Consider the following 20636-nt stretch of genomic DNA (forward strand, 5'->3'; position numbering starts at 1 on the left):
ATCAAGGGATGCGACTAGACTAACCGGTCGGGGGGCTGAAGTACACCGATTCGGTGTTATTCCTGTGCGGACTTGGGTTGATGCTTTTTCAGGAATGCGAACACAGCCTTGGTGGGCTCGTCGCCGGGGACGCCCAGTTCACTGTTGATGCTTCCGTGATCCTTTCCTTTGGCCGCGAAGGTCTCGGCCTGGCCGCCGGCGCTGGTGACTGCTTTGGCGAATGCGTTGCTCATGAGCGTGGCGTCGGGACGCGCAGCGACATGCAGTAGAAGGAAGGGCGGGTACTTGGTGTTCTTGTTGATGTGCGTGAGGGGGGAGTACTTCTTCTGACTTTCGGCCGTTTCGCCAAAGGCGTTGGTGTATAGTTCGGTTCGATTGCTATTCGCGCGATCGAGGAACGAGACCAGCTTCGCGGTGTCGTAGGTGGCGGTGTCGACAGGGAAGCAGCCGGCGATGTTCGTAAGAGCAAGTCCTTGCGCCTTCAAATAAGACTCGTCCGAGCAGACCAGCGCCGAAAGGTGGGCCCCAGCGGAGTGTCCGCCGACGAAGATCGTATCTTGTGAGCCGCCATACTCGGCGATGTGGTCGTGGACCCACTTGATCGCGGTCGCGACGTCGGTGGCCAGGTCGTGCATGGTGTGGTCGGGGACGAAGCGGTAGTTGATCGAGACGAAGACGTACCCTTGGTCGTTGAATGCCTGGGGTTTCTTTTGAACGAGCAGCTTGTCGCCTCTTCGCCAGCCGCCGCCATGCATCCAGACGATGACCGGCAAGTCTTTGGCATCTTGGGGGGCATAGATATCAAGTTGTTGACGCCGGCTGTCGCTGCCGGCGTAGGAAATGTTTCGCGTGACCTTGCTATCGGCGGCCCAGGCCGTGCTGGCCAATAGCAGCAAAACTAAGACAGATTTTCCCATGACTTCGTTTCCCGGTCAGACGCGTGGTGGTTATGTCGACACTTGGCCTTTTTTTAAGGCCAGGGTAGATGAAAGCGGCCAGCTTTTGCGGTTATGCTCAAGGCCTATCGGAGGATTCGACTCCCCAGAAGCGCGAAAGCTTGGCGTTTAGGCATACTGCGCTATAATTCCGGGAGTTTCCAGAAAATCAGCAATCCACAGGGAATATTGGATAGTGACTAGCTCGAACGACGCGACTGACAACCTTGCTCGCCCGGTGAACCTGAAAGAACTGAAAGAGAGCGGTTGGCGGTCGCGCTCTGTGAAAGAAGAGATTCAAGAAAACTTCATGCGCATGCTGGCCACCGGAGAAGAAACGTTCCCCGGGATGGTGGGCTACGAAGATACCGTCTTGCCAGAGATTCATCTGGCCCTGATCGCCGGGCACGACATGCTGTTCATGGGTGAGAAAGGGCAGGGGAAGAGCCGCATGATGCGGATGATGGTGCGTTTTCTGGATGATGCGGTGCCGTACCTGAACATTCCTGGCTGCCCTGTGCATGAAGATCCTTATCACCCGATCACCTCGGTAGCGAAAAACTTTGTCGCCAATCACGGGGACGAAGAGATCCCGATTGCCTGGTGGCCGCGGCAGGAACGCTACGCCGAGCGTCTAGCACCAGGGACCAAGTTTGCCGACGTAATCGGCGAGATCGACCCGGCCAAGCTGGCCGGCGGCGTGAGCATGAGCACCGAAGAAGCATTGCACTTTGGTCTTATCCCGCGGATGCACCGGGGAATCTTCGCGATGAACGAACTGCCAGAGCTCGACGAACTGGTGCAGGTTGGTTTGTTCAACATGTTGGAAGAACGGGACGTGCAGATCCGCGGCTATCCGGTGAACTTCGATATCGACCTGGTGCTGCTCTTCTCGGCGAACCCTTCCACGTTCAATCGCAGCGGCAAGGTCATCCCGCAGCTTAAGGACCGCATCGGTTCGGTTATTCATACGCACTACCCACGGCAGCGCGATCTGGGGATTCAGATTATCGAGCAGGAAGCGGACGTTCGTCTGGATGGTGATTATCCGGTAGTGATGCCATACTTCATGAAGGAAGTGCTGGAGCAGATCACCGAGGCTGCCCGGCGAAGCAAGTTTGTCGATCAGCAGTCTGGCGTCAGTGCCCGGTTCAGTATCGCCAACTACAGCACCGTGGTCGCCTCGGCCCGGCATCGGGGAATCTTGCTCAACGAGAAGCCGGCGGTCGTTCGCTTGAGCGACTTCGGGCACATCTATACGTCGAGCCTGGGGAAGTTGGAACTCGACATGATGGGCAGCCATCAAATGTCCGAGCGTCAGGTGCTCGACGCGCTGATCGCCGAAGCGGTCGGGACGGTGTTCCAGGAATACATCCAAGAGCACGGCCTCGAACAGATCGCCGAGATTTTCCAGAAGGGGATCAAGATCGAGGTGGGGGACTTACTGCCGTCGGAACATTACAGCGAGCGGCTGAAGCGGGTACCGCCGGTATGGGATCGCGCGTTTGAAGTGAACGCATCCGAGAACCCCGCCATGCGGGCCTCGTGCGTCGAGTTCGTTCTGGCGGGTTTGTACGCGCTAGACCGCATCAGCCGAGCCCAACACCACGGCAAGATCACGTACGAGTTTGAGTAAGCAACGAGGAAATCTTCGGAGCCTCTTACCAGGGCTTAAGAACTGATGACAAAGCGAAAGCATCAACCCGGCGGGATCATTCATACCTACCAGAAGTATGATCCGGCGAAGTTTCCCAGCCCCAAGACCCCTCCGCCCGATCTTGTTTCGCCGGCGATGGAGCACTGGCTGATGTATGGCGATCGGATGGAGCTGACGCCAGAGCAGTTGGCCAACGCGGTGAAGATCGATCCGAGCCAGATCGCTGGCCTCGGTCCGAGTATCGATGCGCTGATCAAGATGCTCGAGGAACGCAAACGGAAGATTCTCGAAACGTACGAAACCACCGCCGCGGAGAAAGCCGCCAAGAAGGCTTACCGCGACCACGGCGAAGCGATGCAGCCTCCCAAGCGGCAGCGAGAGCGGTTTCAGTTGGGCTTTGAACAGGAACAACTGTACGACCTGGAACGGGTCTGGTACGGTCTGGACGACGAGCGTTCGCCCTTTGCCCGCGAGTTGGTTCAACTGATCGAGCACCTCAGCCGCAAGTACGAAGTCGATCAATTGGTGGCCAAGTACACCTTCGCCGGTCGGCAGGTGATGACTGTCGACGAGGCGATTGAGTTGAAGGAAGAGTTGGAGAAGATCGACGAGCTACTGGAGCAACTAAAGCAGGCCCGCGAGAACGCCCAGATCGGCATCATCGACATGGAGCAGCTTTCCGAATATGCCGACCCGGGCGAGATGGAACAGTTGATGAAACTTCAGCGGCAGGTCGAACAGTACCTCCGCGAACAGGCCGAGCAGCAGGGGCTGACCAACCAGGCAGGGCACGTCCATCTGACGCCGCAAGCGTACAAGATCTTCCAGGGGAAACTGCTCGAGCGGATCTTCAGCAACCTCCAGGCATCGCGCAGCGGCCGGCATCAAGGGCCAATCGAGGGGGAAGGGGCGGTCGAACTGCAATCGACCAAAGATTACGAGTTCGGCGATTCGCTGACCAACATGGATATCCCCCAGACCCTGATCAACGCGATGCTTCGCCAAGGGGACGAGCGTCCGCTGCGAATGCGGAGCGAAGACATCGTCATTCATAAGACGAAGAACAACCCCAAGTGTGCTACCTGCGTGATCATGGATATGAGCGGCAGCATGCGGTACGATGCCCAGTATGCGAACGTCAAACGGATGGCCTTGGCCATGCAGGGACTCATCCGCAGTGAATTTCCCGGCGACTTCCTGCAGATGATCGAGATGTATACGTTTGCCAAGCCGGTGGCCCCAGGGGAGGTGATTGGCTTGCTACCCAAACCGGTGACCATTCACGATCCGGTGGTGAAGCTGCGGGCCGATATGAGCAAGCCGGAAATGAGCGAATACCGGATTCCACCCCACTTCACCAACATTCAGCACGCCTTGCAGCAGGCCCGGCTGTTCCTCAGCAGCCAGGATACCCCCAACCGGCAGATTATTTTGATCACCGACGGCCTGCCGACGGCTCACTTTGAAGGGCACGAGCTCTATTTGCTCTACCCGCCGCATCCCAAGACCGAAGCGGCCACGATGCGGGAAGGCAAGCTGTGTCAGCAGCAGGGGATCACGATCAACATGTTCCTGGTTCCCAGCTGGTCGCAAAGCGAAGAAGACATCCGTTTCGCCTATCGTTTGGCTGAATCGACCAAGGGACGAGTCTTCTTCACCGCCGGCAACGACCTGGATCGCTACGTGGTGTGGGACTACATCAACCGCAAACGGGAAGTTCTGGGGTAAGAGGGAGTAACCACGGATGAACACAGATAATAGGAAACGCCTTGGCGATTTTGCAAATCCAACCTGTGTTTATCAGTGGTTAGTCATCTCCCTCAAAAGCCTGCGGTTTACCTCATCTAACCGGAAAAACGGTTACAACTTTCCCCTGGTCATGTTTTGACCAAGTGTTTTGCCCCCATTTGCCGATGAAAGAGACACGGCGTGGTCGTTTTCTGAAAGGAAATGGGCGTGCTGCAAGACTCAGAAACACCCTTGGGGAGCAGAAAATGGCAAGTGTGGATGGTATCGCGGCACAGGCCAGCGCGATTCAACAATCTCAGGTTCAAAACCAGGTCGATATCGCCGTGGCGAAGAAGTCTTTGGACGCTCAAAAGCTGCAAGGGGACGCTGCCGTTCAGTTGATTGAGTCGGCCGCACGCATCAGCAAGTCGCCAGGCACCGGCAACTTGATCAACACTACCGGCTAAGCTCCGCTCGATCAAAGAAACACGCCACGCCGCGTTACTTTCAAGTGACTGCGGCGTGTTTTGTTTCTTGTTCGCACCATGCAAGTTGATCACACGCGCGGTGATGATGCAGACAAGTTGGTTGCCTTCGCGCTTTGAAGAGCTATTGTTAGAAATGCATACCACGCGCGGTGAATGTTCGCTTGAGCATCGTCATCGGTGTGACAAAATCATGCGACAAACAACGCGGAAGTTATTGCGTTTTTAAAACGTCGTCGTTAGTCTAAAGAAGAGTGACATGCTTGCACGTCACGATCGTCGCTACGGCAAACCTTGCCCGTCGAAAGCAGCTCGCAAGTTTTGCTTCCAAGCGAACCCGTTCTGAAGGCTTTGAATGATCGATTACTACCAGGCATTTCTCGAAGCACCTAGCCGAGAAGGTTTCCTGAAACTTCAAGAAGAAGTGAAATCGGAAACCGACTTTTGTTCGGCAGGAAGCTTCGTAGACCAACTGGCCGACTTGTGCCAACGCGGCTGCTACGAACAAATGTTCGAGCAGACCGAGTTGATGCCGTTTGCCTGGGTAGCGTCTCCTTCGGCTCACCTCTACGCATCGATTGCCGCCCAGCAGATGGGCTGTGAAGACGATGCCGAACTCGAACGATTCGTCACCGAATCGATCTTGCAGGGGCTATTGGAAACAGGGGATGGCTCTGCCAATGCCCCTTACCAGATCACCTACCTGTCCGATCGCCAAGACCTGCTGGCCTACTTCAGTCTGAATGTTGAAAAGCAGCGTCTGGTACGGTCCCCATCAGGCATGATGGATGTCGTAACCACCACCACCGGCGACGATATCTGTTTCTTGCTGGGTGACCTGGCTGCTTCTTCCAAATTGGAAGACCGCCCCAATCTTCGTCTGAGCGTAGCTCATCCGCGACTGGCCTCGAAACGTCTGGCCGCTTGCTCCCCTCGTCGCATCTGGTAGGTGCGTCGCGGGCATCTTCGTAAAGTGGGAATGCACTTCCGGCCATGTCCGACTCGTGTGTGATTTTTGATTTGGATGGCACACTCGTCGATAGCGAGACCCTCGGTTCGCAGGCGTTGCTGGATATGCTGCCGGAACTCGACGAACCGCTGGCCATCATCTCCGAACGCTACCGCGGTCAGCGAATGGCCAACATCCTGGCCGACGTCCAGCAGCGACTGGGACGTAAGCTGCCGGAAAATTTCGAGAACGAGTACCGCGAATACGCCGCATCTAGGATCGAAGCCGAGCTAAAACCAATGCCAGGCGTGGTGGCCATGCTCGAACAACTGCATCTGGCGCGCTGCGTGGCGTCGAGTGCGCCGAAACCGAAGATTCAACTCGCACTCAACGTATGCGGACTTGCTCCATTCTTTGGGAGTGATGTCTTCAGCTGTTATGAGATCGGGGCGTGGAAGCCAGACCCGGCCATCTTTCTGCACGCTGCCCAGGCAATGAGCATGACTGCCAGGGAGTGTATCGTCGTTGAAGATAGTGATGTTGGAGTCTCGGCTGCAGTCGCTGTCGGGATGCGCGTGTTGCGCTACGATCCATCTGGCAGCTACGTATCTTCAGCCAGTGTTCGCTGCTTTGGTCACATGGACGAGTTGCTGCCGCTGGTGATCGAAGCCTCGTCGTAGTAGCCGTGAACACTCTTTGTTCATCGCCCCATCTTCTTGGCTGGCCGCGAACGATCCACATTGGGTCCTGTAAAGCGTTTTTCAATATATTTAATTTTGGGTGTTGATATTTCGTGACATCACGGTAGCATAATTCTCATCGCTTGATCTTGGTTGAAAGGCCAATGATTCAATCGATAGGCGGTAAAGCATTCTCGGTTTCTTTTCTTTTCCTTTAGATCGAGTATCCGCATGACTGTGTCAATGGAATGGACCACACGAAGCCGCTACGTCGCATTTATGGTTTGCGTTAGTGCGGCCACTTTGGTTTTTGTCGGCTGTGGTGGTCCTGCCGATCCCCTGAATCGTCAGGCGATCCGTGGTGAAATCACCCTGGGTAAGAAACCGTTGGACAAGGGTTCGATCTCTTTCGATCCACAAGATCTCACAACCGGCAGGTCTGGTGGGGCGACGATTCTGGAAGGAAAGCTTGCCTTGGATAGCCAACGCGGACTGCCACCGGGGATCTATACGGTTCGGGTGAACAGTGCCGATTCGGTTACCGAAGCCGTTGGTGAGCCGGGAGAATCGCGTCTTTTGCCGAAAGAACGCATTCCTTCCCAGTGGAATAGCAAGAGCGAACAAACCATTACGGTTGTCGATGGAGAGGAGAACAATTTTCAATTCGCCATCCCTTAAATCGGCGACTTAGCGTCAAACCTCATCTGCTCCCCCAAGCAATTATTCCTATCTCTTTATTGGAGCTTTAACGTGGTACGTCGTATGCGCGCTTTGAGAGGATTCACCCTCGTCGAACTTCTGGTTGTGATTGCCATTATTGGCGTTTTGATTGCCTTGCTTTTGCCGGCCGTACAACAGGCCCGCGAAGCTGCCCGCAGGATGCAATGCTCGAATAACCTGAAACAACTCGGGCTGGCGATTCATAACTATCACGATACCTACACGAACTTCCCAGGCGGAACGTACGGCTGTTGCTGGGGAACCTGGCAGGTTGCGATTCTGCCCTACATCGAGCAGGACAACCTGTACTCCAACTACAACATCACCGACAAGTACTACGACGACACCGCTCGTTATAGCGGAAGCCAGAACACCGACGTCACGGTTCACCGGCTTAACGCGCTGACGTGCCCGAGCGATTCTCCCAACGAACCATTCGGAACAATCACTTCCCACAACTACGGAGCTAATTTTGGTAACACCGGCTATTCCCAAGGGACCATCAACGGAGTGACCTTCATGGGGGCACCGTTCAAGTACGTCTCAGACAACGTGGGTTCGGCTGGGTATTTTGGCTTCCGTGATATTACCGACGGGACGGCCAATACCGTTCTGTTTGCTGAAAAACTGCAAGCGGAAGGCTCCGACCTGCGGGCCTATTCGTGGTGGGGAGACGGTACTTCGGTTTCTGGCTACCAGGCCCCGAACTCTTCCGAAGCGGATCGTATTTACAGCGCCAGCTACTGTAATAACCTGCCGCTGAAGAATCTGCCGTGCGATGTCGCCACCTCGAGTGCCCCGACAATGTTCGCCGCGCGAAGTCGTCACCCAGGGGGCGTGCAGGTGACGTTGTGCGATGGTTCCAGTCGCTTTGTCGCCGAAACCATTCAGATCGATACCTGGCGAAACCTGATGGCCGCCCGCGATGGCCAGGTGCTGGGCGAGTTCTAAGAACCACAAGAGGCTGCTTTTCTCGACTCTCTTCTCAATCGAGGCTAAGGGGGCAGCATCCGGAAATTACCGGGTGTTGCCCCCTGTTTTTTGGCCAAAGGGGGGAATGAAAGGACGATCTGTAACGATTTTATTGCTCCTCTGGCAGGTTCCTTGATAATGGTAGAGGGCCATCGCCGCAGAACCTTGGGAAGGAGCGGCGTATGACCTAATCTATATTTTGGAAATCATTTCGCGTCTTTCTCTCTTCCGTGATTGCATGAAACGACGAACAAGTTCTCTCATCGCATTGGGTGTCATCTGGCTGAGCGTACCTGCGGCGGCTTGGGGCACGATCGTGGAACTCAAGAACGGGATGCGGCTGGAAGGATCGGTCGGCAAGATCGCTAGCATGAGTGACGATCCGCTGAAAACCCCCACCGCCGGTGCGGTCGACAATCAGTTGATCGTCCTGGTCGACAACGACCTGAAGCGAACGTTTGTCTCGACCTATCAGGTTCAGGACGTCCAAGAGGCGGCCCCAACTCCGGTCGAGCGAATCAAGATCGATCAGCGGGTGGCCACTTCCGGGCGTAGCGTACACGCGGTTGGAGAAGGCATTCGTGTGACCCCGTGGGATGAATATGGTCGCCGAATCTACTCGATGCAGACAGCCCGCGGCCCGGTCGATGTCATTCAGGGCATCACCGAGATCACGCCCGAATGGACGCGTGTCGAAGGTTTGATGTCCGACAGTCCCTACGTTTGGGACATGCGAATCCGCACCAGCAGCATTCCCCGCGACAAGCTGAGCGAAATCCTGATGCGTCGTATCGATGCTAAAGATGCCGCGCAGCGTCTGCAGATCGTGCGGCTTTATCTGCAATCGGAACGCTACCGCGACGCGGCCGCCGAGTTGTCGGCCTTGATGAATGACTTCGAGGATTTGAAAAAACAGTTCGGCAAGCAGTACGACGAACTCATTCAGTTGAGTGCAACGACACTGATTGACGAGGTCGAGCTTCGTAAAGACACCGGGCAGCACAACCTGGCATACGGCATGTTGAACAAGTTTCCCGGCGATAAGGTTGCCAGTTCGACGTTGCTGAAGGTCAAGTCGATGCTCACCGAGTATCAGACCGCCTATGAACGCCGCGACAAGATGTTCAACTTGCTGAAAGAGCATCTGGAAGCGTTTGCCGATCCAGCCCAGAAGCCTATCGTCGAAGCGGCGATGGCCGAAATGGAAGCGGAACTGAACATCAACAACATGGATCGCCTGGGGCCTTACTTGAGACTGTCGGACGACCCATCGCTGAAACTCGACGAGAAACTGGCGCTCGCGATCAGCGGCTGGATTCTCGGTCCTAACAGTGCCCAGGAAAACCTGGTTGTTGCTTTGAGTGTTTACCAGGCCCGCGATCTTGTCAGCGACTATATCAGCAACCGCAATGATGTCGATCGCCGAGCCATTCTGGAAAAACTGAAAGGGATGGAAGGTGGCGCGCCGGTGTATGTCGCCAAGATCCTGCAGTTCATGAAGCCACCCCTGGGCAATGCCGAGCCGGAGACGGCTTCCGAGATTCCCGGCTACTACCTGATGCGTGTGCCCGGCGTGCCTGGGCGTTCCGATTTCTTTTATTACGTTCAGTTGCCTCAGGGATACGATCCTTACCGAAAGTATCCGACGGTTATGACGCTGCATGGGGCAGGGACCACGGCCGAACAGCAGATCGACTGGTGGGCAGGCTCGCACAGTGAGAAGGCCAAGATCCGCACGGGGCAGGCCGCTCGTAACGGATATATTGTGATCGCTCCGATGTGGGCGGAAGAGCATCAGTTTGAATACAACTACTCCGCCTACGAACATGCGGCGGTGTTGTTCAGCTTGCGCCACGCACTGCGTCACTTTTCGATCGATACCGATCGCGTGTACCTAAGTGGTCATTCGATGGGAGGAGATGCTGCCTGGGATATTGGCCTGGCCCATCCCGATTTATGGGCAGGCGTCATTCCGATCGTTGCCAAGGCAGATAAGTACGTCGCGCGATACTGGGAGAATGCCCGCAGCGTGCCGCTGTATTTTGTGGGGGGGGAACTCGACGGGAATAAACGCGAACTCAATTCACGTGACTTCGACCGCTACCTGACGAAGACGAATTTCGACACGACGATTGTCGAATACCGAGGCCGCGGCCACGAGCATTTCCAGGACGAGATTCAGGATATCTTCCGCTGGATGGATATCCACAAACGCAACTTCTTCCCGAAGGAGTACGAAGTCGTTTCGATGCGACCGTGGGATAATTTCTTTTACTGGCTGGAAGTGAACGACTTCCCCGAACGCAGCCTGGTACTGCCGGCCAACTATCCCGAGCCGAAGAAGTCTCCGGTAAAAATCACCGCGAAGGTGCTGGCCACCAACGGCGTGCTGGTCAACAGCGGCACCGGCAAAGCAAACATTTACCTGACGCCTGATATCGTCAACTTCGACGAACGCATGACGATTACCTATGACGGCCGAAACTACGGCAACGGCGTGACCCCTTCCACCGAGGTGATGCTGGAAGACGCACGCACGCGAGCCGATCGCTTGCATCCGTTCTGGGCGAAAGTCGATACGAACGACCGGTAGCTATTCGCTCGGCTTATTTCCGATTTTCACTTCTGCGAACAGTCGATCGAGTAGATCCACGACCTTGAGTTGAACTGCCTGAACTCTTAAGTAATCCTGATCGAGTTGCTCACGATTATTTCTGGCCAACATCGAGACATCATTCCATTGGCGTTCCGAAACTTCGTTGCCCTCGCGATACCAAAGCAGTTTCGCCAGGATGATGTCTTCCGGCGACGCGATTGGTACACAAACCTGTTGGCATTCGTCCAATGCCCCCTTTGTTGCTCGGGCAAAAGCGGATCGGTCGAACTCGCGGTTCTGATTGACGAATATGTCCACTTTGAATCCCGTTCCAAGATGAATCAGATTGAAGCAGGAGCGATCTAAGCAGGCTTTTCTGATCGTGGTTTCATCGGCATAGAATTCGGTTGCGACTTGAGAAAAGAAAGGCTTCGCATGTTCTTCTTTGATATCAGCAACTAGATCGATATCGATCGTGCTGCGCGGGACGCCATGATAGGAACTCGCAACGCTTCCCCCGATAAAGAACGGTATATGCAACGAGTCCAACGCCGCGATGATAGTACTTACTGCGACGATTAGATCATTGGAAGTGTTCAAGCGTCTACTTTACCTTCAAATGAGATTCAACGGATCGAGCTAAGTCTGCTCCGTAGTTCTGTTTGATAAAGGTCAGCAGGACCTGCTCTTCCGTGAACTCCGGATTTTGCCGACGGATAGCGGCTTTAGACATGGCAAGCACTTGGCCGCTAAGGGAGATCGCCTTGGCTACTCGCTGCTGTCCCGTCATATCTCGAAACAGGTTCAATTGAACCTCGAGAGCACCGGGATGTGTGTCAACCGTGTATGGCATCATCGGCAACTCCAAATGAGCATTTGCTTGATGGGCGAATTCTACCGATAACGCCAAAGGACAACAAGTTTTCACATAGATGTGTGAACTTAAATCTACTCGTCAGTCACGCAACCTTCCGAGGCGCTCTTCACGTTCTTGATATACTTGTAGAGCGTACCGCGCTTGACCTTGTACGGAGGAGCGGTCCAGGCGGCCTTGCGTTTGGCGAGTTCTTCCTCGGAGACTTCCAGGTCAATCTTTCGCAGGTCGGCATCGATGGTGATGATGTCGCCATCCTGGGCCAAAGCGATCGGGCCACCGACTTGGGCTTCCGGCGTGACGTGACCGACGATGAAACCGTGCGAACCGCCGGAGAAACGTCCGTCGGTGAGCAGGGCGACGTCGGCACCCAGGCCGGCACCCATGATGGCCGAGGTTGGGGTTAGCATTTCCGGCATGCCTGGGCCACCCTTGGGGCCTTCATAACGAATGACCACCACGTCCCCTTTGACGATCTTCTTGTCTTCCAGGGCGTGTAGCATGTCTTCTTCAGAGTCGAACACCTTGGCTGGACCGCTGAACTGAAGTCCTTCCTTGCCGGTGATCTTGGCCACGGCCCCTTCAGGAGCCAGGCTGCCGAAGAGCATCTGCAAGTGGCCCGTCTTTTTGATGGGGTTGGACAGCGGACGCACGATATCCTGGCCTGGGGTCAAATCTGGCGTCTCGGCACAGTTCTCGGCCAGCGTCTTGCCGGTGACCGTCAGGCAGTCGCCGTTGAGAAGCCCTTCTTTCAAGAGGTACTTCATCACGCCAGGGGTGCCGCCGATCTTATGCAGGTCTTCTTGCACGTACTTACCGCTAGGCTTGAAGTCGGCCAGCATCGGCACGCGATCGCTGACGGCTTGCCAGTCTTCCAGCCCCAGGTCGATGTCGACGCTGCGGGCCATGGCGATCAAGTGGAGCACGGCGTTGGTCGAACCACCCAGGGCCATGACAATAACCATCGCGTTTTCAAACGCCTCGCGGGTCATGATGTCGCGCGGCTTGATGTCTTTTTCCAACAGGTTACGAATGGCGGCACCGGCTCGGTGGCACTCATCGATCTTGCCGGGGTCTTCCGCTGGAATGCTAGCCGAGAACGGTAGCGACATGCCAAGGGCTTCAATAGCCGAGGCCATGGTGTTGGCTGTATACATGCCGCCGCAAGCACCGGCACCAGGGCACGACTTGCGAACGATCTCTTTGCGTTGGTCTTCGTTGATCGTGCCGGCCAGGTACTGACCATAGCACTGGAAGGCCGAGACAACGTCCAGCTTTTCGCCATTGCGATGACCGGGCTTGATAGTCCCGCCGTAAACCATCAGGGCAGGGCGATTGAGTCGGCCCATGGCGATCAAGCAGCCAGGCATGTTCTTGTCGCAGCCGGGGATCGCGACCAACGCGTCGTACCACTGACCACCCATGATCGTTTCGATCGAGTCGGCGATCAGGTCGCGGGACTGCAGCGAGAAACTCATCCCTTCAGTACCCATCGAGATACCATCGCTCACGCCGATGGTGTTGAAACGCATACCGACCAGGTCAGCAGCTACGACCCCTTTTTTGACCTCTTCCCCCAGCTTGTTGAGGTGCATGTTGCAGGTATTGCCTTCGTACCAGACGCTGCAAATACCGACTTGAGCCTTTTGCATGTCTTCGTCGGTCATCCCAGTTCCATACAACATGGCCTGAGATGCACCTTGGCTTTTGGGTTGGGTGATACGCGAACTGTACTTGTTCAGGGGCTGGGACACGCGAGGGTTCCTGCTACTTACTTGGAGGCGAGAGTCATCAATAAGGAATCCGTTATTCTAGCCAGACAAGCGAAATGCTGCCAGGATCGTCAGGAATTGCGGAAAAACTGCCTTAACCATGTAAATACCGGCATTTCTGCTCTGACCTGGGGGGTGACCTTAAGGTAAAATTAGGCATTAGGCCAACCCCTTCCAACTCATCCGTGCGACCCACCTCGGGAGCCCACCACGAGTATGAAAATCAACTTTCTGCTGCTTATTTGCCTGCTGATGCTGGGTACGACGTCGATTGCTTTCGCTGAGACGGACGAAGATATGCTCTTCAATGGCGATTCCTTCGCCGGCTGGGAGGGAAATCTCGACTGGTTCCGCATCGAGCAGGGAGCCGTTGTTGCTGGGCGTTTAGACCAAGATATCCCACGCAATGAGTTCCTGTGCACCGAGCAGGAATTCGCAGACTTCGAACTGACCCTGGAAGCAAAGCTGGTAGGGGACGGCAAAAACGCTGGCGTTCAGTTCCGCAGCAAGCGAATTCCGGATCACCACGAGTTGATCGGTTACCAGTGCGATATGGGCTGGCAGGGAGACAAGCCGATTTGGGGCTCGTTGTACGATGAGTCACGCCGTCGCAAGTTTCTGGCCGAAGGAGACCCGGAAAAGCTAAAGAAGGTACTGGCCGACAAAGAGTATGTACCGCTGAAAATTCGCGCTCAAGGTAAGCACATTCAGATCTGGGTTGGCGACGAGAAAACGGTCGATTACCACGAAGCGGACGAAAATATCCCTCAATCGGGTATTATTGGTCTGCAGATTCATTCCGGGCCGAAGTGCGAAGCCTGGTATCGTAACATTCGTCTGAAGAAGCTGTAAGCAGCGGAGGAAATGAGTTCCACCCTCGAGTTCTTTTACTTCGATCTGGGCAAGGTCCTGCTCGACTTCGATCACGAGATCGCTTGTCAGCAAATGGCTGACGTTCTAGGAACGACTGCTCAGGTGATACGCACCGATGTATTTCATTCGGGACAGCAGTGGAAGTATGAGCGGGGGGAGATCACTACGCTCGATCTCCATCGTTGGTTATGCGATCGTTACGACGTCGAGGCCAAGCTGGAAGATGTCTGCCACGCGGCATCGCATATCTTCGACCCGATACCCGGCACCGTGGAAATTGCCGGAGCCCTGCACGCCGCTGGCCATCGAATGGGAATTCTGTCCAACACGTGCGATGCCCATTGGGAATATTGTCTGGGAAAACCGTTCCCGTTCCTGAACGATTTCTTTCCCATCCATGCATTGAGCTTCCGCCTTGGAACGATGAAGCCAGATCCTGAGATTTACATCAAAGCGGCCGCGTTGTGTGACGTCGCCCCCGAAAAAATCTTCTTTGTCGACGATCGCGAGGAAAATGTCGCTGGTGCGGCTTGTGCCGGTTATGACGCCGTCTTGTTTACCGGTCCGGCCGATCTACGTAAGGCATTAGACACTCGGGGCGTCTGTCTCTAGTCCGAACCCCCAAGAACCTGTTGATGCTCTCTAGTTCCTCTCTGGGACGGCTTGCTGTACGCGAATCGTGGCCTACTCTTGCCAAGAATAGTTTTGCGATTTGCAAGAAAAATGGGGCAGGTCATGGCATCGATTTCATTCAGCAGCGAGAAACAAGTTCTTCATGTCGACGACGATGATGTCTTCCTGAAGATTGCTAACCATCGCTTAACCAAAGAAGGTTACAAGGTTACCTCCTTGTCCCGGTCGGAGCATGCTCTAAAGCACCTACTGAACACAAACTGCCGCGTGTGCATCCTCGATATCGACATGCCACGCGTCAACGGTTTGGAGTTGCTGCAAGAGATTAAGGCCTACGATGGTGGTATTCAGGTCATCATGATGACCGGCTTGGTTTCGCAAATGACGGTATTGGAATCGCTGCGTGGCGGAGCGGAAGCATGCTTCTTCAAGCCCATGCCAGACTTCACGCCGCTGTTGGAAACCTTGGATGCAACCTTCTTCAAGGTCGAGCGATGGTGGCGATGCTTGCATGAACTGAAGAATCGTCGAGCCAGCGAGTTGAATGTGATCCGGGCTTCTCAGTGAATCTGAACTCCGCCGCATTCGCCTAGTCAGCAACCTTGAGACCCATCATGACGACCACCGTAAACCCGAATGACGAATTACTTTTGGCGTTCATCGATGAATCGCTCCACTCGATTCATGGACTCGCCGATCAGATCACTGCTTATTTGCATAATCCGGCAAATTCGGATTCGATCAATGGCGTATTTCGAACGGTCCATTCGATCAAGGGAAATGCGGGCTTCTTCGGCTTGTCGGTTATCAAGAAGTTCGCGCACTCCGTCGAAAACACGCTGGATGATATTCGAAATCAAAAGCTGGCGTTGACTGAAGAGTTGAATCGGGCGCTTATTGATTCGTTCGATCGAATTAATGGACTTCTGCAGCAAGTCGAACAAAATGAAATTCCCGACGAACTCTCGTCCGAGGAAGTCTCGCTGCTGGAACGCATTGCCGATTTGTCCCACGAAGCAGGTGGGGGATGTTCCAGCGAAGAAGCCTTGTTGCGGGAACTGCACGGCCTCGCCCAAGAGATGAACGCCGCGGGTTTCCCTGAATCGCTTCGCTGGTCTGAGAAACTGTCGCAGCTCATCGGCAATTCCGCCGAGGATGCCAAGTCGGAAGAAGCTTCGGCAATCGAGCCTAAGGACGTGCTGACAGGCCGATTTGAAATTGACGGCGAAGACGTTTCCGGTCTGGTGCATCAAGTCGCCGAGGCATTCCTTTGGCCAGCAGATAGTGCCTGGAACGATCAACGTTCGGCAATGGTCTTGGATCGCCTGGCAGACTTTTCAATGATTTGTCGTCTGCGTGGCAGCAAGAACGATCAAGAGAAGATCGAGGCCGCCGTCAAAGATTTCAAGGTTATTTACGAAAGCCCGATCGGCGTTGACGAGGGACTGCTCTCGGTTGTTTGGGCGAATGTCGCTGTCGTGATCGAACGCTTCCACCCAGAAGAAAGCCCGGTAGAAGTAGCGACCGCTCCGAAACCGCCGGAGCCAGAAACCGCACCAGAAACTCCAGCGGCTCAGCAAGCCAAACGCGCACGCTCGATTCGTGTCAACGAAAACCACCTCGATCGTTTTCTGGACGACGTTTCGGCGTTGTTCATTACCTGTGAGCGATTGAAAGATGTTCAATGCCGGATGGCCATTTCGGGAACGATCGGTGAGTTGGTGGAAGAGCTGCGTCAAATCAACGTCACCTTCTCGACCCAGGCCAACGAACTGCAGAAGAGTGTCGTGTCGCTGCGTAAGGTGCCCGTACGAGGCTTACTATCCAAGTTCCCTCCGATGGCCCGTAAGCTGTCCAATGATCTGGGCAAGCAAATCGACGTGCACTTGGAAGGAGAAGAGGTCGAAGTAGACAAGTCGTTGATTGAAGACCTGGACTCTCCGCTGACGCACATGATTCGCAACGTGGCTGACCATGCCATCGAAACACCGCAGGAACGAATCGAACGTGGCGTGGCTGAAACCGGTAACTTGTGGATCAAGGCCGAAACGACTCGCACCCATGTCGTCATTACGATTCGAGACGATGGGCGAGGTATCGATGCCAAACGCATTCGCCAGAAGGCAATCGACAAGAAGATTATGCCGGTCGAACAGCTTCAGGCGATGCCTGATACGGAGGTGATCGACCTGATTTTCCACCCGGGCTTTTCGACCGCCGATAAGATCACCGACGTCTCAGGCCGCGGTGTAGGCATGGATGTCGTGCGGACCACCATTCGCGATCACGACGGAGAAGTACACGTTGAATCGATGGTCAATCAAGGAACAACGTTTACGATTGAAATCCCCATTCGCCAGGCTGTGCTGGTGATCGAAGGGTTGCTGGTAGGCGTGGAAGAAGAGCAGTTCGTGATCCCCTTCGAGAATATTCGCGAAGTGATGGAGATCGAATCGAGCGAGATCAAGACATGTCATGGGCTGCCGATGACGATCGTCCGCGGGCAGACAGTTTCGGTGGTGTCATTGGCCGACCAGATGGAACTTTGCCCATCGGGTACGTGGGAAGATAAGTCCCGTCATGCAGCCGTTCTGGTGGCCAGCAAGCAAGGGGCCGCATGTTTCCTGGTCGATCGGGTGATCGGCAAGCGAAAGGTAGTCGTCAACGATCTGCAGAACGTACTGGAAAACTGCAACCGGATCAGCGGTGTCGCCCAACTAGGCGGTGGACGACTGTCATTGGTGGTAAGCGTTCCGGAAATCGTTAAGTCGATGGCACCGAGTACCGTCGGTTAGTCGGTATCAATAAAATCTCCCAGGGGAAGCGAGACCAGGATGGTTGTCCCATTGCCCGGAGATGATTCAATCTGGGCTGTTCCGCCGAGCAGGCTGGCCCGCTCGTGAATTCCTGATAGTCCGCAGCGCCGCGGATCGACTTTGCCAGGATCGAAGCCGCGTCCCTTGTCGGCTACCTGCAGTAGGATCGTCTTGTCGTCCTGCTTGATCGTTACCAAGGCACGACTAGCTTCACTGTGCTTGCGGGAATTGTTGACACCTTCCTGGACTGTCCGATAGATGGCCATTTCCAGCGAGGGGGCCAGTCGATCGAATTGGACATCATGTTCGAAGTCGACGATGAATTCTTCTTCCGTCATGCGTGTGACCAGGTCGTCGAGGGCTGCGATGACTCCTCCCTGTTCGAGGCTCAGCGGTCGGAGACCATTGAGCAGTCGGCGAATCTCGCCGATCGAATTGGAAAGGAACTGCGTTCCGCGCTGTAGTTCCTGATGGCCGTCCGTGTCCGAAGGAACCAGACTGAGTCCTGTTTGCATGAACATTAGCGCGCCGGTCATGTCTTGGACGACGCCATCGTGGATTTCGTAGGCGATCAGCCGCCGGTCGCGTTCGTTGGTGTCGAGTAGTCGACGCAACGCTCGGCGGTCGCGCAAGATTTCTTCCTCACGCTGCTTGCGAACGCTGATATCCAAAAAGCAGGCCAGCAGGGCCGTACGGCCAGCGAAGGTGATCCGGTCCAGGTAGACTGCCGCCCACCATACTTTGCCGGAGGCGGTTTTCAATTTCATGGTCATGCCCCGGATCGGAACATTGTTGGCAACACGCTCAAGAAGTGCCTGACGCTGAGCTGGATCGGCATAGAATTCACCGGTGATTTGCTCTCGCAGCGTTTCATACGGCGAGTCGAACGCTTTGGCCAAGGCGTGGTTGCCTGATAGGACTTGGCCAGTTTCCATGTCGGAGATCACCACCGGAACCGGCGTGGTATCGACCATGATTCGGAAGCGTTCATCGCTTTCGTTCAACTCGGCTTCGATCTTCTCTTTGCTTTCCTGCAGAGCATAGACGACCTCTTGCTGAGGGGTGGCATCGAAGGTGACGCCGACAATGCACTTCTGGCCGTCGATCGTCTTCAACGGGGCGTAGCGAGTCTGATGGATCGTATTCGAGGCGATACTTCGCACCCAGACTTGCTGTAGTTCATCTTGCTGTAGAGTTTTGTCGATCGCTTCTGATAACACCTCACCATCTTCGGCCGAAACGAAATCGCGGACATTCTTTCCAACGATCGAGTTGTAAAACTGATGAGGGAAATGATTGACGTAGGTTATCTCACCATCGGGATTGATCGTGACGATGTGCACCGGGGCCGAGCAAAGGATATTCTCGAGTTCCGCGATGCGTTGCTTGAGCTGCTTGTTTTCCTGCTCCACCTCGGCCGCTTTCCAGGCCCGAGTTTCCGCCGTTTCTCCGCGGTAGCAGGTGTCTTTCTTGGGTTGCACGATTGGGGCCCTCTGCCAATTAGGATAGGGCGCAAAAAAGAAATGGATTGCCGCCCTGTTGGTTGGCAATCCATTTTAGTGGTTCAAGCGGCCACCAATAGGCCTATCTTCCGCTGTTTGCGGTGATTACAGGTACATGTTGAAGATGTGTTCCAGCAGTTCCTGACGGCCGCTGGTGTTGGGGGTGACGTCCCCTTTTTCGAGCATGTACGCTTCAAGCGTCTTGAAGTCGTGTTTGCCGGCTTCGATGTCGGCACCTACGCCACTATCCCAACTGGAGTAACGCTGTTTGACAAATTCGTCGAGCTTGCCATCGGCACGAATTGCGGCAGCGATCTTTAAGCCCTTGGCGAATGCGTCCATGCCGCCGATGTGGGCATAGAACAGGTCGATTGGCTCGAAGCTTTCGCGACGCACCTTGGCGTCGAAGTTCACGCCACCACTGCCCAGACCGCCATACTTCAGGATTGAAAGCATGCACTCGGTGGTCAGGTAGTAGTTGGTGGGGAATTGGTCGGTATCCCAACCCAAGAGCATATCGCCGGTGTTGGCGTCGATCGAACCCAAGATGCCGTTCATGCCGCAGTACTCCAGCTCGTGCTGCATGGTGTGACCAGCCAGCGTGGCGTGGTTGGTCTCGAGGTTCATCTTGAAATGCTTGTCCAAGTCGTACGTCTTGAGAAACGCCAGACAGTTGGCCGAATCGAAGTCGTACTGGTGCTTGGTTGGCTCTTTCGGTTTGGGTTCGATCATGAACTGACCGGTGAAGCCAATTTCCTTGGCGTAATCGACGGCCATGTGCAGGAACCGGCCGAGGTGATCGAGCTCACGCTTCATGTCGGTGTTGAGCAGGTTCTGGTAACCTTCGCGACCACCCCAAAAAACGTAGCCTTCGCCGCCCAGGCGTTTGGTGACTTCCATGGCCTTCTTCACGCTACAAGCCGAGTACGCAAAGGTGTCGGCGTTGCAGCTGGTAGCGGCACCGTGCATGAATCGCGGATTGCTGAACATGTTGGCCGTGCCCCACAGCAGCTTGATGCCGGTACGCTGCTGCTCGGCTTCAAGCACGTCGACCACGGCATCGAAGTTCTTGTAGGTTTCCTTCAGATTAGCACCCTCTGGGGCTACGTCGCGATCGTGAAACGCATAGAAAGGAGCCCCCAGCTTTTCGATGAACTCGAAAGCAACCTTCACACGATTGACGGCGTTCTCGACCGAGTCACTGCCATCGTCCCATGGACGCAGTGCGGTGCCAGGGCCGAAGGGGTCGCTGCCTGTTCCGCGGAACGTGTGCCAGTATGTCACGCTGAAGCGGAAGTGCTCCTTCATGGTCTTCCCTTCGACCACTTCGTCGGGGTTGTACCAACGGAAGGCCAGGGGATTGCGCGACTCGGGGCCTTCGTATTCGATCTTTCCAACTTCAGGAAAAGCAGACATGATTTTTTCCAATTAGGGGTGTGAAGTT

General features: G+C 55.1%; 18 protein-coding genes. 12 read left to right on the top strand and 6 right to left on the bottom strand.

Translation table 11 applies throughout. The annotated features are described in order from the left end of the window. Positions 1-56: 56 nt before the first annotated feature. Entirely contained in the window at positions 57-917 is an 861-nt protein-coding gene (locus C5Y96_RS15330) for an alpha/beta hydrolase (protein ID WP_105355026.1), read from the bottom strand. Positions 918-1131: 214 nt separating this feature from the next. Between C5Y96_RS15330 and C5Y96_RS15335 the strand changes: the two genes are divergently transcribed. The 8 genes from C5Y96_RS15335 to C5Y96_RS15370 all read left to right on the top strand — a co-directional run bounded on the left by C5Y96_RS15335 (position 1132) and on the right by C5Y96_RS15370 (position 10719). Then, positions 1132-2571, top strand: coding sequence for a magnesium chelatase (locus C5Y96_RS15335; protein WP_105355028.1), 1440 nt, complete (start codon positions 1132-1134; stop codon positions 2569-2571). Positions 2572-2616: 45 nt separating this feature from the next. After that, positions 2617-4320 carry a VWA domain-containing protein gene (locus tag C5Y96_RS15340; protein WP_105355030.1) on the top strand — a complete coding sequence of 568 codons (1704 nt, stop codon included), beginning with the start codon at positions 2617-2619 and terminating at the stop codon, positions 4318-4320. A 266-nt stretch (positions 4321-4586) separates the two neighbouring features. Continuing rightward, positions 4587-4787, top strand: coding sequence for a YjfB family protein (locus C5Y96_RS15345; RefSeq protein WP_158261252.1), 201 nt, complete (start codon positions 4587-4589; stop codon positions 4785-4787). 373 nt (positions 4788-5160) lie between these two features. Next, positions 5161-5754 carry a hypothetical protein gene (locus C5Y96_RS15350; protein WP_105355033.1) on the top strand — a complete coding sequence of 198 codons (594 nt, stop codon included), beginning with the start codon at positions 5161-5163 and terminating at the stop codon, positions 5752-5754. A 44-nt stretch (positions 5755-5798) separates the two neighbouring features. Further along, positions 5799-6434 (top strand): HAD-IA family hydrolase, encoded by a 636-nt coding sequence (locus C5Y96_RS15355; protein WP_105355035.1) that lies wholly within the window; start codon positions 5799-5801, stop codon positions 6432-6434. 231 nt (positions 6435-6665) lie between these two features. Further along, positions 6666-7112 carry a hypothetical protein gene (locus C5Y96_RS15360; RefSeq protein WP_146115674.1) on the top strand — a complete coding sequence of 149 codons (447 nt, stop codon included), beginning with the start codon at positions 6666-6668 and terminating at the stop codon, positions 7110-7112. Positions 7113-7184: 72 nt separating this feature from the next. Further along, the gene (locus C5Y96_RS15365) at positions 7185-8105 is read left to right on the top strand and encodes a DUF1559 domain-containing protein (protein ID WP_315850653.1); all 921 of its coding nucleotides are present in this window, start codon (positions 7185-7187) and stop codon (positions 8103-8105) included. A 259-nt stretch (positions 8106-8364) separates the two neighbouring features. Next, on the top strand, positions 8365-10719 hold the full coding sequence (locus tag C5Y96_RS15370) for an alpha/beta hydrolase-fold protein (protein ID WP_105355040.1): 2355 nt from the start codon (positions 8365-8367) through the stop codon (positions 10717-10719). Here the strand turns inward: C5Y96_RS15370 and C5Y96_RS15375 are convergent, their stop codons facing one another. The 3 genes from C5Y96_RS15375 to ilvD form a co-directional block, all read right to left on the bottom strand. Then, positions 10720-11322 carry a hypothetical protein gene (locus C5Y96_RS15375; protein ID WP_146115675.1) on the bottom strand — a complete coding sequence of 201 codons (603 nt, stop codon included), beginning with the start codon at positions 11320-11322 and terminating at the stop codon, positions 10720-10722. A gap of 4 nt (positions 11323-11326) precedes the next feature. After that, positions 11327-11578 carry a hypothetical protein gene (locus C5Y96_RS15380; protein ID WP_105355044.1) on the bottom strand — a complete coding sequence of 84 codons (252 nt, stop codon included), beginning with the start codon at positions 11576-11578 and terminating at the stop codon, positions 11327-11329. 92 nt (positions 11579-11670) lie between these two features. Further along, positions 11671-13350 carry a dihydroxy-acid dehydratase gene (gene ilvD, locus C5Y96_RS15385; protein WP_105355046.1) on the bottom strand — a complete coding sequence of 560 codons (1680 nt, stop codon included), beginning with the start codon at positions 13348-13350 and terminating at the stop codon, positions 11671-11673. A 234-nt stretch (positions 13351-13584) separates the two neighbouring features. On the opposite strand from ilvD, the gene C5Y96_RS15390 reads away from it, so the two are divergent. The 4 genes from C5Y96_RS15390 (at position 13585) to C5Y96_RS15405 (ending at position 17669) form a co-directional block, all read left to right on the top strand. Then, entirely contained in the window at positions 13585-14220 is a 636-nt protein-coding gene (locus C5Y96_RS15390) for a DUF1080 domain-containing protein (protein WP_105355048.1), read from the top strand. A gap of 12 nt (positions 14221-14232) precedes the next feature. Continuing rightward, positions 14233-14853 (top strand): HAD family hydrolase, encoded by a 621-nt coding sequence (locus C5Y96_RS15395; RefSeq protein ID WP_105355050.1) that lies wholly within the window; start codon positions 14233-14235, stop codon positions 14851-14853. A gap of 123 nt (positions 14854-14976) precedes the next feature. Then, the gene (locus tag C5Y96_RS15400; RefSeq protein WP_158261253.1) at positions 14977-15441 is read left to right on the top strand and encodes a response regulator; all 465 of its coding nucleotides are present in this window, start codon (positions 14977-14979) and stop codon (positions 15439-15441) included. A 47-nt stretch (positions 15442-15488) separates the two neighbouring features. Beyond that, the gene (locus C5Y96_RS15405; protein WP_105355054.1) at positions 15489-17669 is read left to right on the top strand and encodes a chemotaxis protein CheA; all 2181 of its coding nucleotides are present in this window, start codon (positions 15489-15491) and stop codon (positions 17667-17669) included. Here the strand turns inward: C5Y96_RS15405 and C5Y96_RS15410 are convergent. Both C5Y96_RS15410 and xylA read right to left on the bottom strand, forming a co-directional pair. Then, entirely contained in the window at positions 17666-19171 is a 1506-nt protein-coding gene (locus C5Y96_RS15410) for a PAS domain S-box protein (protein ID WP_105355056.1), read from the bottom strand. The genes C5Y96_RS15405 and C5Y96_RS15410 overlap by 4 nt on opposite strands. A gap of 126 nt (positions 19172-19297) precedes the next feature. After that, positions 19298-20608 carry a xylose isomerase gene (gene xylA, locus C5Y96_RS15415; protein ID WP_105355058.1) on the bottom strand — a complete coding sequence of 437 codons (1311 nt, stop codon included), beginning with the start codon at positions 20606-20608 and terminating at the stop codon, positions 19298-19300. Positions 20609-20636: the final 28 nt, after the last annotated feature.

Source organism: Blastopirellula marina (assembly GCF_002967715.1).
Lineage (GTDB): Bacteria > Planctomycetota > Planctomycetia > Pirellulales > Pirellulaceae > Bremerella > Bremerella marina_B.